This window comes from Streptomyces sp. NPDC001848 (assembly GCF_042891915.1).
GTDB lineage: Bacteria > Actinomycetota > Actinomycetes > Streptomycetales > Streptomycetaceae > Streptomyces.
Map to the genome: position 1 here is coordinate 14,601 of NZ_JBIATP010000005.1, position 13,154 is coordinate 27,754.

Here is a 13,154-nt window from a genome sequence, read left to right on the forward strand (position 1 = left end):
CGTGAATCCTGGTCACACTGCCGTCACCTGCGCACCCGGGGCATGCCGAGGCCGATCCACGAGATGATCTCGCGCTGGATCTCGTTGTTCCCGCCGCCGAAGGTGAAGATCACCGCCGAGCGGTAGCCGCGCTCCAGTTCGCCGTGGAGCGCGGCGCCCGCCGAGCCCTCCTTCAGCGCCCCTGCGGCCGCCACGATCTCCATCAGCCAGGCGTACGCGTCACGGCGGGCCTCGGAGCCGTAGACCTTGACCGCGGAGGCGTCCTGCGGGGTGAGTGTGCCCTCCTCGACCGCGCTCACCATCTGCCAGTTCAGCAGCTTCATCGCCTCCAGCTTCGTGTGCGTCAGGGCCAGGCGGCGGCGCACCCAGGGCAGGTCGATCACCCGGCGGCCGTCGGTGAGCTTGGTCTCCATGGCCCAGCGCTGCACGTCGTGCAGGGCGCGGACGGCCATGGTGCCGTGGGCGGCGAGGGTGACGCGCTCGTGGTTCAGCTGGTTGGTGATCAACCGCCAGCCGTGGTTCTCCTCGCCCACGCGACGGGAGAGGGGGACGCGGACGTTCTCGTAGTAGCTCGCGGTGGTGTCGTGCCCGGCGAGCGTGCGGATGAGGGTGCAGGAGTAGCCGGGGTCGGACGTCGGCACGAGCAGCATGGTGATGCCCTTGTGCGGCGGGGCATCGGGGTCGGTGCGTACGGCGAGCCACACCCAGTCGGCGGTGTCGCCGTTGGTGGTCCAGATCTTCTGCCCGTCGACCACGTACGCGTCGCCCTCGCGGACCGCTCGGGTCTTCAGGGAGGCGAGGTCGGTGCCGGCGCCGGGCTCGCTGTAGCCGATCGCGAAGTCGATCTCCCCGGAGAGGATCCTCGGCAGGAAGTACGTCTTCTGCTCGTCCGTGCCGAACCGCATGAGCGTCGGACCGACCGTGTTCAGCGCCATCAGCGGCAGCGGCACCCCCGCCTGGGCGGCCTCGTCGAAGAAGATGAACTGCTCCATGGCGGTCATCCCGCGCCCGCCGTACTCCTTCGGCCAGCCCACGCCCAGCCAGCCGTCACTGCCGAGACGGCGGATGGTGTCGCGGTAGAACCGCTTCTGTGCCGCCGGGTCGGTGTGCCGGGCGTAGGCGCCCTCGGGCACCAGCTGCGCGAAGTAGCCGCGCAGCTCGTTGCGCAGCCGCTGCTGTTCGGGCGTGTAGTCGAGATGCACAGCGCCTCCAGGCTCCCCAAGGCCGGTCCTGACGGCGCTCACCGTAGAACGTGTTCCAGAAATTGGGAATGCCGAGGAAGCGGAATGCTCGGCGGGGCGTCCGGCCCGATCAGGCCCGGTGTGCGGAACCGTCGGCCCGGGGTTCAGCCCAGGGTCCGGAGGAAGTCGGAACAGGCCCGCGCAGCCCCGCGGCAGGCCCGTGCCGCCTCCTCACCACCCGGATCCACGTCGAAGACGTGCGCGGTGTCCAGGCAGACGGCCCGGCACCACGTCACCTGACCGCAGATGTCGTCCTCGTCCTGGCTGCCGTACGCGGACAGCACGCGGCAGGTCGCGTCGCAGACCTCCGCGCACATGATGCCCTTGCGCCGCAGACGTTCCTGGCTCTCGGTACCGCCCGGTTCGGCGAGGCTCGCGCGCAGGGCGCAGGCCCGCGCGCACTCGGTGCACGCCTGTGCGCACGCGAAGCGATCCTCCAGGAACCGGATGGGATCCTGCTGTGAAGTCGTGTGCGAAGTCGTGGCTGTCACACCGCGCGGGTAGCCGATGGCGACCCGGTCAAACCGGCCTTCGCGGGGGCTCTGCCCGTTTTTCGGCCGGGCCCCAGGGCACTCGTGGGGCACGGAGCAAGCGACGAGACGAGGAGGTGGATCCATGCCCGGACGACAGGAACTGCCGTCGACGCTGGAGCGCTCCTCCCAGGAGGCGCAGCGCACCTGGATCAAGGTGCACGACTCGGCGGTCGAGAGTTACGGCGAGGGCGAGCGGGCGCACCGGGTGGCGTACGGCGCGCTCAAGCACACCTTCGAGAAGGTCGGCGACCACTGGGAACGCAAGGAGGGCGGCCGCAAGGGCCCCTCGGACCCCAGGTCGGCGCGGCCCCGGCAGCAGGGCGGGCGCAGCGGCGAGGGCGTCGACGAGAAAGCCTCCAAGGAGCACCTCTACCACGTCGCGCAGCGCCTGGGCATCGACGGGCGGTCCCGGATGTCGAAGGCGGAGCTGCTGGACGCGATCCGCAAGGAGAACCGCTCGCGCACCCGGGCCGCACGGTCGCGGTGAGCCGCGTCCCACGTCAGGCCGTCGCACAGAGGGAAGTGAAGATCCATGGCTGAGCCCGGCCGCGGCACCCTGCCGCTGCCCGACTACGACGAACTGCCGCTCGGCAGCCTGGAGAGCCGCATCCGTGCGCTGCACGCGGACGAGGTGCAGCAGCTGCTCGCGTACGAACGTGAGCACGCCGGCCGGGTCCCGGTGACCGAGCTGCTCACGGCCCGGCTGGAGCAGTTGCGCGCGGGCGCCGAGCCGACGTCCGGTGACACCGCGGGCCTGCGTCCCGAGGCGAGCCGGAGCAGTGGGGGCTCGCCGGTGTCCCCGGCGACCTCACCGGAGCCCATGAGCCCGCCTCCGCACGGGACCCCCGATCAGCGCGGCAAGCCGAAGGGCAACCGCACCTGAGGGGCGTCGGTCGGCTCAGTCGGCCGCCTTCGGTGCCGTGTACGAGGCGATCAGGTCGGGCGTGAGGTAGGCGTCGGTCCGCTCGAAGTCCTTGAGTGTGGCCGGGCGACCGGCCTGGAAGCCGGTGCGGACGAAATCGTAGCCCGCCATCGCGTTCAGGGCCCAGTTCGTCAGGGTGCGCAGGCGGGCCGGAACCGTGCGCAGGGCGCCCACGTGGTAGCCACGTGCGACGACCTGCGCGGGCAGTCCGGTCAGCTCCACGCCGAGCGGTTTGGAGACGGCCTGGACGCCGCCGAGGTCGACGACGAGGCCCAGGTCCCGGTGGCGGTAGGGGGTGAGCCGCGCGCCGTGCAGCGCCGCCGCGACGTTCTTCGCGGCCCTCCAGCCCTGCCGCATGGCGTGCTGGGCGGTCGGCGGGCAGATGGCGTCGGGGCCCTTGGCGAGGTCGGGCACCGCCGCGGCGTCACCGAGGGCGAACACGCCGTCCAGGCCCGGCACGGCCAGGTCGTCGCGCACGACCAGCCGGCCGCGGTCGGTCTTGGCGTCCAACGTGGCGATCAGCGGGCTGGGTGCCACCCCGGCGGTCCAGATCAGGGTGTGGCAGCGCAGCTTGCGGCCGTCGGTGAGGGTGACGGTGTCGGCCGTGACCTCGGCGACCGAGACGCCGAGTGAGACGTGCACGCCGCGCCGCTGGAGGATGGCGAGGGCCTTCGCGCCGAGCCGGTCGCCGAGTTCCGGCATGAGCCTGGGCGCGATGTCGACGAGGTGCCATTTCACCAGGGAGGGGTCCAGGCCCGGGTAGCGCTTCACGGCGGCGGTGGTGAGGTGGTGCAGATAGGCGGCCGTCTCGGTGCCCGCGTAGCCGCCGCCGACGACCATGAACTGCAGCCGGGTCTCGCGCTCGACCGGGTCGGAGCTGGCCGCGGCGAGGTCGAGCTGGGAGATGACGTGGTCGCGCACCCAGGCCGCCTCCGCCAGCGTCTTCATGCCCACCGCGTGCCGGTCCACGCCCGGGATGTCGAACTGCCGGGTCACGCTGCCGGGCGTCAGCACCAGGTAGTCGTAGTGCTCGACGGTCGTCTCGCCGTTGATCTTGTGCACCACCACGGCCTTGGCGGAGGGATCGACGCCGACGGCCTGGCCGGGCAAGAGCAGCGTACGGTGCAGCAGCCTGCGCAGCGGAACCGCGACCGACTGCGGGGTGAGGATTCCCGACGCTACGTGCGGCAGCAGGGGCAGATAGAGCTGGTGGCTGTAGGGGGCGACCAGCCGGATCGCGGCCTCGGCGGGTTTGAGGATGCGCTCCAGTCGGCGCGCGGTCTCCATCCCGGCGAATCCGCCGCCGATGATCAGGATGCGGGGCACGGCCATGACAGTTCCTCCCAGCGGGAGATTTCGACCCCTGCCACGCTAGGGAACTCCGCCCACATCCGCACCCCTGCAACCACCGCCCGTTCCGGGCGGTCCGGCGCGGGCTCGCGGGCGACTCTGCCGCGGCGAGCCCGCTCCCTTCCGCCTCCGCTACTTGGCGTACGTCAGCGTGCCGAAGCCGAGCTGGTCGTAGCCGCCGCTGGTGGAGCCGTAGTCACCGCCGCCGCCCTCGGGGGCGACGAGGATGTAGTACATCGCCGAGATGTACGTGTCGTCGAGGTACAGCCGCCGGTTGTAGTGCAAGTGGAGCATCGCCCACACCGGGCGGATCTGTCCGCGGGAGGCGGAGGAGATCGCCGTCTGCGAGTTCTGGGCGCAGGTCGTGCCGCTGCCCAAGGTGTAGGTGGTGAAGGGCACGTCCTGGCCGATGTTGTACTTGGCCGCTGGCCGACACGCCCCTGCTGACGAGCCGGGACGACCCCTCACTGCCCTTGCAGAAGGCAGGGCACGCGGAGCTCGTCGAGACGCCGGACGGATCCTGGGTCATGAGCCATCTGGCGGCCCGTCCGCTACGGACCCCGCACGGTCCCCGGTGCACCCTCGGCCGTGAGACGGCGATCCAGGCCGTGACGTGGGACGCGGACGGGTGGCGCCGGCTGCGTCAGCAAGGCCACCATCCCGCGGTCGAGGTCGAGGTCCCCACACGGCCCGACCCGGCGCCACCGACCGCGCGGCCCGACGCCGGCACGCTGCCCTGGCCGTGGAGCACCCTGCGCGGATACCCGGACTCCTCCTGGGCCGACACCACCAGCCGCCCGGGCTGGATCCGGCTGCGCAGCCGTCACGGGCCCGAGTCGCTGTGGGCGCAGAGCCTGCTCGCCCAACGCATCACCGAGCACCGCGCGGAGGCCGAGGTCACGGTGGAGGCGACGCCGCGCACCTTCACCCAGGCCGCCGGCCTCGTCCTGTGGTACGACACCCGGTCCTACCTCACGCTCGATCCGACCTGGGCCGAGCCCGACGGCGAACCGCAGCGCGGCCGGCAGTGGCGGGGCGCCGGCCGTACCGTGCTCAGCCTGGTGGAGCGGGACGAGCAGGACCTCCGGCAGGTGGCCCTGCTCGACGTACACAAGCGCGGCCCGGTCACGCTGGGCGTCACCGTCGACGGCGCGGAGGCCCGGTTCTGGTTCCTGCGGGCGGGGACGCCCACACCGATCGGACCGCCGCTCGACTTCAGCCGGCTGTCCGACGACCACGGCTCCCGGCTGCGGTTCACGGGCGCCTTCGCGGGCATCCACGGGCGCGACCTGGTCGACGCGGCGTTCACCGCCGACTTCACCGGCTTCCGTCTCACCTGTACGCCCGGGTGACGGTGCCGGGGGTGCGGAGCCGACGCCGCATCGCCGGTGAGGCTGCCGTCGGCGCACGGCGGCTCGGGTGTCCCGGGGAAACAAGAGGCGGGGGTCCTGCCGGAACGACGATTCCGGCAGGACCCCCGCCATGCCGCTGAGAGATCCGAGTCGAAAGGTGCGGTGTCCCGTCAGCCATGGCTCGGCTGACGGGACACCGTTCGCTCAGGCGACAGGGGTCAGTGCGTGGGCACGTCCACGACCACGACCTCGTCGATGCTGCGCTGGATCTCCTCCGGGCGCGGGGCGACGGCGCGGGCCCAGAAGTAGATCACCAGGGAGAAGGCGGCGATGACCAGGATGTCCCACCACAGCGGGAGGTTGCCCTGGCCGCCGAAGGTGCCCTGCCAGGAGATCAGGCCCATGCCCAGCAGGTAGACCGGCAGCCACTGGGCGGCCTTGAAGTCCATCCGGGGCGCGTCGGGCAGACCCTTGTTGTTGGCGTAGAGGGCGTAGCCGCCGAGCAGCGCGTATCCCAGGACGATCGCCACGCCGAGCCGCCAGAGGATGTCCCAGCCGGACCAGAAGATGATCAGGTTGGCCACCACGAAGGACAGCGGGGCGATCACCTTGCCGCCGGGCAGGCGGTAGGGGCGCTCACGGTCCGGCAGCTTGTCGGTGAAGACACCGTAGGCCAGCGGGGCGCCCGCGTACATCAGGACGCTCGCCGAGGTGATGAAGCCGACCAGCTTCTGCCAGCTCGGGAAGGGCAGGAAGCAGAGGACGCCGGTGGCGAAGGAGAGGAGCAGACCGAACCACGGCACGCCGCGGGCGTCGACCTTCTCGAACAGCTTCGGCGCGTAGCCGTTCTTGGAGAGACCGAAGGAGACGCGGGAGGTGGCGGTGGTGTAGATGAGGCCGGTGCCGCCGGGGGAGATCACCGCGTCGATGTAGAGCACGACGGCCAGCCAGCCGAGGCCGACCAGCGTGGCAAGGCCGGCCCAGGGGCCCTCGATGCCCTTGAAGGCGAGCTTGGCCCAGCCGTGTGCGAAGGAGCTGTGCGGCAGCGCGGCGATGAACACGACCTGGAGCAGGACGTAGATGATCGCGCCGATCGCGACGGAGCCGAGGGTCGCGCGCGGCAGGTCGCGCTTGGGGTCGCGGCTCTCACCGGCGAGCTGGATCGCCTGCTCGAAGCCCAGCAGGGCGAAGATGATGCCGCTGGTGCTGATGGCGCCCAGCACACCCTTCGCACCCATCGGGGCGAAGCCCTCCGAGGTGAAGTTGCCCGGGTGGAAGTTGCCCACCGCGACGATGAAGATCGCGGCCAGCGGGACGGCGATCTTCCACCAGGTGGCCGCGCTGTTGGTGTGCGCGAGGACCTTGACGCCGAGGAAGTTCACGGCGACGAAGACGGCCATCAGGAAGATGGCGACCACGAGACCGCTGGCCGTCAGGGTGCCGTCGGAGGCGTGCTGGAAGCCCTGGGCGAAGTGCCAGTGCCCGAGGTAGCCGATCATGGCCTCGACCTCGATGGGGGCCACGGTCGCCGCCTGCAGCCAGGAGAACCAGCCGAAGGACATACCGGCCAGGCCGCCGAAGGCGTAGTGCGGATAACGTGCGGTGCCGCCCGCCACCGGGAACATGCCGCCGAGTTCGGCGTGCACGAGGGCGAGGAGGACGATGGCGACAGCGCCGATCACCCACGAGATGGTCGCCGCAGGGCCGGCTGTCATCACGGCGTTCTTGGCGCCGTAGAGCCAGCCGGAGCCGATGATGGACCCCACCGAGGCCCACATCAGTCCGATCAGGCCGACGTCCCGCCGCAGACCGGTTCGGTCACGGGTGGCGTCGGGGGCTGCATGGTCAAGGTTCACCATGTCAAGGGGCCTCTCACTATCTGAGCAGGGAATTAACGCGCAATTGGCGGCTCAGGGTAGGAACGGAGACCTGATCGACAGAAGGTCGTCACCTGAAATTTGACTCTTCCAGGGGGATTTCTTTTACTCGCCCTTTGCGCAGGTCAGCTGGGCTTCCGGAATGTCCGTATTCAGCCCGGGAATGCGAGAAGAGAGTAAGACAGGTCACACCTGCCGAGATATTGAACCGGCCAATGCGGTCATGCTCATGACCAACACCTTGGGCGCGACGGACGCGCTCGAGAACGTCCGCCCACGTGACCACCGCCTCCCGAACATCGATACTGCCGACAGCGAGTGGACGCAGGAGGCTCCGATGAAGATGTTGATCAATGTCCCGGAGACGGTGGTCGCCGACGCACTGCGGGGCATGGCGGCCGCGCACCCCGAGCTGACCGTCGACGTGGAGAACCGGGTGATCGTACGGCGTGACGCCCCGGTCGCCGGAAAGGTGGCGCTCGTCTCCGGCGGCGGCTCGGGTCACGAGCCGCTGCACGGCGGCTTCGTGGGCCCCGGCATGTTGTCGGCGGCCTGCCCCGGCGAGGTGTTCACCTCCCCGGTGCCGGACCAGATGGTCCGTGCGGCGGCGGCCGTGGACAGCGGCGCCGGCGTCCTGTTCATCGTCAAGAACTACACCGGCGACGTGCTGAACTTCGACATGGCGGCCGAACTCGCCGAGGACGAGGGCATCCAGGTCGCGAAGGTCCTGGTCAACGATGACGTCGCCGTCACCGACAGCCTCTACACGGCGGGCCGGCGCGGCACCGGTGCCACCCTGTTCGTGGAGAAGATCGCGGGGGCGGCGGCCGACGAGGGGCAGCCGCTGGAGCGGGTGCAGTCCGTCGCCCGGCAGGTCAACGAGAACTCCCGCAGCTTCGGTGTCGCCCTGAGCGCCTGCACCACGCCCGCCAAGGGCACCCCCACCTTCGACCTGCCGCCGGGCGAGCTGGAGCTGGGCATCGGCATCCACGGCGAGCCGGGGCGCGAGCGGCGCCCGATGATGACCGCGCGGGAGATCGCCGACTTCTCGGTGAACGCCGTCCTGGACGACCTGGAGCCGCGCAACCCGGTGCTGGTCCTGGTCAACGGCATGGGCGCCACCCCGCTGCTGGAGCTGTACGGCTACAACGCGGAGGTGCAGCGGGTGCTGTCCGAGCGTGGCGTGGCGGTGGCCCGGACACTGGTCGGCAACTATGTGACCTCCCTCGACATGGCCGGCGCCTCCGTCACCCTGTGCCAGATCGACGAGGAGCTGCTGCGGCTGTGGGACGCGCCGGTGAGCACGCCGGCGCTGCGCTGGGGCCGGTGAGCGACCTGTCCGCCGGGCCGGTGGCGGGGCAGACGAGTGGGGTCAACGTCCGTATCACGCAAGGAGATGCAGTGCTCGACGCCGACTTCTTCCGCCGTTGGATGACGGCGGCCGCCGCGTCCGTCGACCGCGAGGCCGAGCGGCTGACCGCGCTCGACTCGCCGATCGGCGACGCCGACCACGGCAGCAACCTGCAGCGTGGCTTCCGCGCGGTCACGGCCGCACTGGAGAAGGAGGCGCCCAACACGCCCGGTGCGGTTCTCCAGCTCGCCGGCCGTCAGCTGATCTCCACGGTCGGCGGTGCCTCCGGCCCGCTGTACGGGACGCTGCTGCGCCGTACCGGCAAGGCCCTCGGGGACGCCACCGAGGTGACCGAGCAGCAGCTGACGGACGCCGTGCGGGCGGGCGTCGACGCGGTGATGACGCTGGGCGGGGCCGCGCCCGGCGACAAGACCATGGTCGACGCCCTGGTGCCCGCGGTCGACACACTCGGCACCTCCTTCAGGGCGGCGGCGGCCGCCGCCGAGGAGGGTGCCGTGGCCACGACCCCGTTGCAGGCCCGCAAGGGCCGGGCGAGCTATCTGGGTGAGCGCAGCATCGGGCACCAGGATCCCGGCGCCACCTCCTCCGCCCTGCTGATCGCCGCGCTCGTGGAGGCCTCCGGTGAGTGACGGCACGGAGAAGCTGGTCGGGATCGTGCTCGTCTCGCACAGCCCGGCGGTCGCCGAGTCGGTGGCGACGCTGGCGAAGGCGCTGTCGGGCGGCGGGACCACCGCGCCCATCGCCGCGGCGGGCGGCACGGCTGACGGCGGGTTCGGAACGAGCTCGGAGCTGGTGTCGGCCGCGGCGGCCGCCGTCGACCGGGGCGCGGGGGTCGCCGTACTCATGGACCTGGGCAGCGCGGTCCTCACCGTGAAGGCGCTGCTGGCGGAGGGCGACGAGCTGCCGCCGAACACCCGGGCCGTCGACGCTCCCTTCGTCGAGGGCGCGGTCGCCGCGATGGTCACGGCGTCGACGGGCGCGGACCTGGCTGCGGTGGAGGCGGCGGCCAGGGAGGCGTACTCCTACCGGAAGGAGTGACGGGGCACCCGGACCGCGGGGGTGTGCGGCCGAGGGCCGGGGCGGAACGGGGCCCCGGCCGCTCGGCCGCTTTCGTCGGCGCGGGATCAGCGACGACAGCGAACCGCGCCGTCGGCACGAACTGCCCTGGAAGGCAAGCGAGTTCACGCCGCGTCGGGCACCAGCATACGTAGCCCGGGCGCGCCCCGGCCAACGCCGCCCCCGTTCGCGGGCCCCGGTTGGGCTGTCCGGGTGCGGGCGGATCCGCTATTCGGGTGCGGGCACCTCCTGGAACTCCTCCAGGGCGTGGGTGAGCCACTGGATCCAGAAGGTCTCCAGGTCGATGCCCGCCCGTAGCACGAGGTGCTGGAGGCGGTCCCGCACCGAGTCACGGCCGGGCCCGAAGTCACGTTCCTCGATCTCCCGGTATTCGGCCAGCTGACGCCGGTGCAGGTCGAGATGGCGGCGCAGGTCCGCCTCCATGCCCTCGGTGCCGACGACGGCCGCGGCGCGCAGCCGCAGCAGCAGCACGTCCCGGTGCGGCTTGGGGTCCTGGGGCGCGGCCGTCCAGCGGGCGAGTTCGGCGCGGCCGGCGGGCAGGACCTCGTACGACTTCTTCTGCCCGCGGGCCGGCTGCTCGGCGGGCAGGGCGCGGATCAGGCCGTCGCTCTCCAGGCGTCCCAGCTCGCGATAGATCTGCTGGTGGGTGGCCGACCAGAAGTAGCCGATCGACCGGTCGAACCGACGCGTCAGTTCGAGCCCCGACGACGGCTTCTCCAGCAGGGCGGTCAGGATCGCGTGCGGGAGGGACATGGCCTCATCCTAGGGATCGGGTCCCGGGGACGGCTCCCGGCGCCTACAGCGCCGCCGCCAGCTCGGTGCCCTGCTTGATGGCGCGCTTGGCGTCCAGCTCGGCCGCCACGTCGGCGCCGCCGATGAGGTGCGGGGTGCGGCCCGCGGCGAGCAGTTCCTCGTACAGGTCGCGGCGCGGCTCCTGCCCGGTGCACAGCACGATCGTGTCGACCTCGAGGACGCGGCTCTCCCCGTCCACGGTGATGTGCAGCCCGGCGTCGTCGATCCGGTCGTAGCCGACGCCCGGCACCATGGTCACGCCCCGGTGCTTCAGCTCGGTGCGATGGATCCAGCCGGTGGTCTTGCCGAGCCCGGCGCCGACCTTGGAGGTCTTGCGCTGCAGGAGGTGGACGGTGCGCGGCGGGGCGGGCCGCTCGGGGGCGGCGAGACCGCCGGGAGCGCGGTAGTCCATGTCGACGCCCCAGTGGCGGAAGTACGTCGCCGGGTCCTCGCTCGCCTTGTCGCCGCCGTCGGTGAGGTACTCGGCCACGTCGAACCCGATGCCGCCCGCGCCGAGGATCGCGACACGGTCACCGACGGGCGCGCCGTCCCGCAGTACGTCGAGGTAGCCGAGGACCCGGGGGTGGTCGATGCCGGGGATGTCGGGGGTGCGGGGGGTGACACCGGTCGCCACGACGATCTCGTCGTATCCGGTGAGGTCGCCGGCGGCGACAGGGGTGTTCAACCGGACGTCCACCCCGTGCAGGTCGAGCTGGGTGCTGAAGTAGCGCAGGGTCTCGTCGAACTCCTGCTTGCCCGGCACCTTGCGGGCCACGTTGAGCTGGCCGCCGATCTCGCCCGCGGCGTCGTAGAGCGTGACGTCGTGGCCGCGCTCGGCGGCGGAGACGGCGCAGGCCAGTCCGGCGGGACCGGCGCCGACGACGGCGACGCGCTTGCGCAGCCGGGTCGGGGCGAGGACGAGTTCGGTCTCGTGGCAGGCGCGCGGGTTGACCAGGCAGGACGTGATCTGCCCGCTGAAGGTGTGGTCGAGGCAGGCCTGGTTGCAGCCGATGCAGGTGTTGATGGTCTCGGGCCGCCCGGCCGCGGCCTTGGCGACGAAGTCCGGGTCGGCCAGCATCGGGCGGGCCATGGACACCATGTCGGCGTACCCTTCGGCGATCAACTGATCGGCCAGCTCCGGGGTGTTGATGCGGTTGGTCGTCACCAGCGGTACCGAGACGGCCCCCATGACCTTCTTGGTGACCCAGGCGTACGCGCCGCGCGGCACGGAGGTGGCGATGGTGGGGATACGGGCCTCGTGCCAGCCGATACCGGTGTTGATGATCGTCGCTCCGGCGGCCTCGACCGCCTTGGCGAGCGTGACGACCTCCTCCAGGGAGGAGCCGCCGGGGACGAGGTCCAGCATGGACAGCCGGTAGACGACGATGAAGTCCTCGCCGACCGCCTCGCGGACGCGGCGCACGATCTCGACCGGGAAGCGCGTCCGGTTCTCGTAGGAGCCGCCCCAGCGGTCGGTGCGCCGGTTGGTGCCCGCCGCGATGAACTCGTTGATCAGGTAGCCCTCGGAGCCCATGATCTCCACGCCGTCGTACCCGGCTTCCCGGGCCAGGCGGGCGGCGCGCGCGTAGTCGTCGATGGTCTGCTCGACCTCGGTGTCGGTGAGGGCGTGCGGGACGAACGGGCTGATCGGCGCCTGGAGGGCGCTGGGCGCGACGAGGTCCTGGTGGTAGGCGTAGCGGCCGAAGTGGAGGATCTGCATCGCGATCCGTCCGCCCTCGCGGTGCACGGCGTCGGTGATGACGCGGTGCTGTTCGGCCTCCGCCTCGGTGGTGAGCTTGGCGCCGCCCTCGTAGGGGCGTCCGGCCTCGTTGGGCGCGATACCGCCGGTGACGATGAGTCCCACTCCCCCGCGCGCCCGCTCGGCGTAGAACGCGGCCATGCGGTCGAAGCCGTGCTCGGCCTCCTCCAGGCCCACGTGCATGGAACCCATGAGCACGCGGTTGGGCAGCGTGGTGAAGCCCAGGTCGAGCGGGGTCAGCAGGTGGGGGTAGCGGCTCATGGGGCCCTCCGTGCGGCGTGTCGTGCGTCTGTTGTAGACGACGGCCGGAGGTTTATGCAACTAGTTGCACAAGGCGGGAGAGCCTTTTCGGGACAGCCGCCTCAGTCCACGTCCACGTCGCCGAAGAGGTCGAGCATCCGGGTCAGCACGCGCAGACACGCCTGCAGATCGGCCTCGGTGAGGTCGCCGCGCACCTGCCGCAGCAGGGCGTACTCGCGGGCGGTGACGGCGTCGATCACCGCTTGCCCCTCGTCGGTGAGCCGGAACAACGAAGAGCGCTTGTGGGCGGGGTTCGGGATGCTCTCGACCAGCCCGCGCGCCGCCGCCTCGTTGACCATCCGCTGCACGAACTGCCTGCTGAGCGCCTGAGCGCGCCCCATCTGCGGGACGGTCATGGGCCCGTGGCCGCACAGCAGCGCGAGAACGGCGCGTACGCCGACGGAGACGCCCTCGATCGCCTCGGCCTGCTCCACCTTGCTCTGCACCCGCCGGTACAGCGGGCCCACCAGGGCGAAGACCTCCATGAGACGGGGGGCGAGGGCATCCGGGGCGAGTGGCGCGTTCTGTTCGGTCACACCGCCAATTATGACACCTAGGTTGTCAAACTCTCGATAAGTT

At 71.3% G+C, this 13,154-nt stretch carries 13 protein-coding genes and 1 pseudogene; 6 read left to right on the plus strand and 8 right to left on the minus strand.

Annotated elements, in window-relative coordinates; genetic code table 11:
- Positions 1 to 23 precede the first annotated feature (23 nt).
- Together ACFYZJ_RS11320 and ACFYZJ_RS11325 are read right to left on the minus strand one after the other, a co-directional pair.
- Entirely contained in the window at positions 24 to 1,202 is a 1,179-nt protein-coding gene (locus tag ACFYZJ_RS11320) for an acyl-CoA dehydrogenase family protein (RefSeq protein WP_388565646.1), read from the minus strand.
- A gap of 143 nt (positions 1,203 to 1,345) precedes the next feature.
- Entirely contained in the window at positions 1,346 to 1,732 is a 387-nt protein-coding gene (locus tag ACFYZJ_RS11325; RefSeq protein ID WP_388565648.1) for a ferredoxin, read from the minus strand.
- Between the two features lie 124 nt (positions 1,733 to 1,856).
- Here ACFYZJ_RS11325 and ACFYZJ_RS11330 point away from each other — a divergent pair, with 124 nt between their 5' ends.
- Positions 1,857 to 2,261, plus strand: coding sequence for a ChaB family protein (locus tag ACFYZJ_RS11330; RefSeq protein ID WP_388565651.1), 405 nt, complete (start codon positions 1,857 to 1,859; stop codon positions 2,259 to 2,261).
- 45 nt (positions 2,262 to 2,306) lie between these two features.
- On the plus strand, positions 2,307 to 2,657 hold the full coding sequence (locus tag ACFYZJ_RS11335) for a hypothetical protein (protein ID WP_388565653.1): 351 nt from the start codon (positions 2,307 to 2,309) through the stop codon (positions 2,655 to 2,657).
- Between the two features lie 15 nt (positions 2,658 to 2,672).
- Here the strand turns inward: ACFYZJ_RS11335 and ACFYZJ_RS11340 are convergent, their stop codons facing one another.
- Together ACFYZJ_RS11340 and ACFYZJ_RS11345 are read right to left on the minus strand one after the other, a co-directional pair.
- The gene (locus ACFYZJ_RS11340; RefSeq protein ID WP_388565655.1) at positions 2,673 to 4,028 is read right to left on the minus strand and encodes an NAD(P)/FAD-dependent oxidoreductase; all 1,356 of its coding nucleotides are present in this window, start codon (positions 4,026 to 4,028) and stop codon (positions 2,673 to 2,675) included.
- 150 nt (positions 4,029 to 4,178) lie between these two features.
- A pseudogene (locus ACFYZJ_RS11345) lies at positions 4,179 to 4,484 on the minus strand (cell wall anchor protein); the annotation flags it as partial.
- A gap of 35 nt (positions 4,485 to 4,519) precedes the next feature.
- Here ACFYZJ_RS11345 and ACFYZJ_RS11350 point away from each other — a divergent pair.
- Positions 4,520 to 5,398, plus strand: coding sequence for a family 43 glycosylhydrolase (locus tag ACFYZJ_RS11350; protein ID WP_388565657.1), 879 nt, complete (start codon positions 4,520 to 4,522; stop codon positions 5,396 to 5,398).
- Positions 5,399 to 5,616: 218 nt separating this feature from the next.
- On the opposite strand, the gene ACFYZJ_RS11355 is transcribed toward ACFYZJ_RS11350, so the two are convergent.
- Complete coding sequence (locus tag ACFYZJ_RS11355) at positions 5,617 to 7,257, minus strand: APC family permease (protein WP_388565660.1); 1,641 nt, start codon at positions 7,255 to 7,257, stop codon at positions 5,617 to 5,619.
- 355 nt (positions 7,258 to 7,612) lie between these two features.
- Between ACFYZJ_RS11355 and dhaK the strand changes: the two genes are divergently transcribed.
- The 3 genes from dhaK to ACFYZJ_RS11370 all read left to right on the plus strand — a co-directional run bounded on the left by dhaK (position 7,613) and on the right by ACFYZJ_RS11370 (position 9,685).
- Entirely contained in the window at positions 7,613 to 8,605 is a 993-nt protein-coding gene (dhaK, locus tag ACFYZJ_RS11360; RefSeq protein WP_388566625.1) for a dihydroxyacetone kinase subunit DhaK, read from the plus strand.
- 71 nt (positions 8,606 to 8,676) lie between these two features.
- Positions 8,677 to 9,276: a dihydroxyacetone kinase subunit DhaL gene (gene dhaL / locus ACFYZJ_RS11365; protein ID WP_388565662.1), complete on the plus strand. Its 600-nt coding sequence runs from the start codon at positions 8,677 to 8,679 to the stop codon at positions 9,274 to 9,276.
- Positions 9,269 to 9,685: a PTS-dependent dihydroxyacetone kinase phosphotransferase subunit DhaM gene (locus tag ACFYZJ_RS11370; RefSeq protein WP_388565665.1), complete on the plus strand. Its 417-nt coding sequence runs from the start codon at positions 9,269 to 9,271 to the stop codon at positions 9,683 to 9,685. The genes dhaL and ACFYZJ_RS11370 overlap by 8 nt, the downstream gene beginning before the upstream one ends.
- A gap of 246 nt (positions 9,686 to 9,931) precedes the next feature.
- Here ACFYZJ_RS11370 and ACFYZJ_RS11375 read toward each other — a convergent pair whose 3' ends face one another.
- The 3 genes from ACFYZJ_RS11375 to ACFYZJ_RS11385 form a co-directional block, all read right to left on the minus strand.
- Positions 9,932 to 10,477, minus strand: a complete 546-nt coding sequence (locus tag ACFYZJ_RS11375) for a PadR family transcriptional regulator (protein WP_388565669.1) — start codon at positions 10,475 to 10,477, stop codon at positions 9,932 to 9,934.
- A gap of 43 nt (positions 10,478 to 10,520) precedes the next feature.
- The gene (locus tag ACFYZJ_RS11380) at positions 10,521 to 12,536 is read right to left on the minus strand and encodes an FAD-dependent oxidoreductase (RefSeq protein WP_388565672.1); all 2,016 of its coding nucleotides are present in this window, start codon (positions 12,534 to 12,536) and stop codon (positions 10,521 to 10,523) included.
- A gap of 101 nt (positions 12,537 to 12,637) precedes the next feature.
- A complete protein-coding gene (locus ACFYZJ_RS11385; RefSeq protein ID WP_388566628.1) occupies positions 12,638 to 13,060 on the minus strand; it encodes a MarR family winged helix-turn-helix transcriptional regulator in 423 nt (140 codons plus the stop codon).
- Positions 13,061 to 13,154 lie beyond the last annotated feature (94 nt).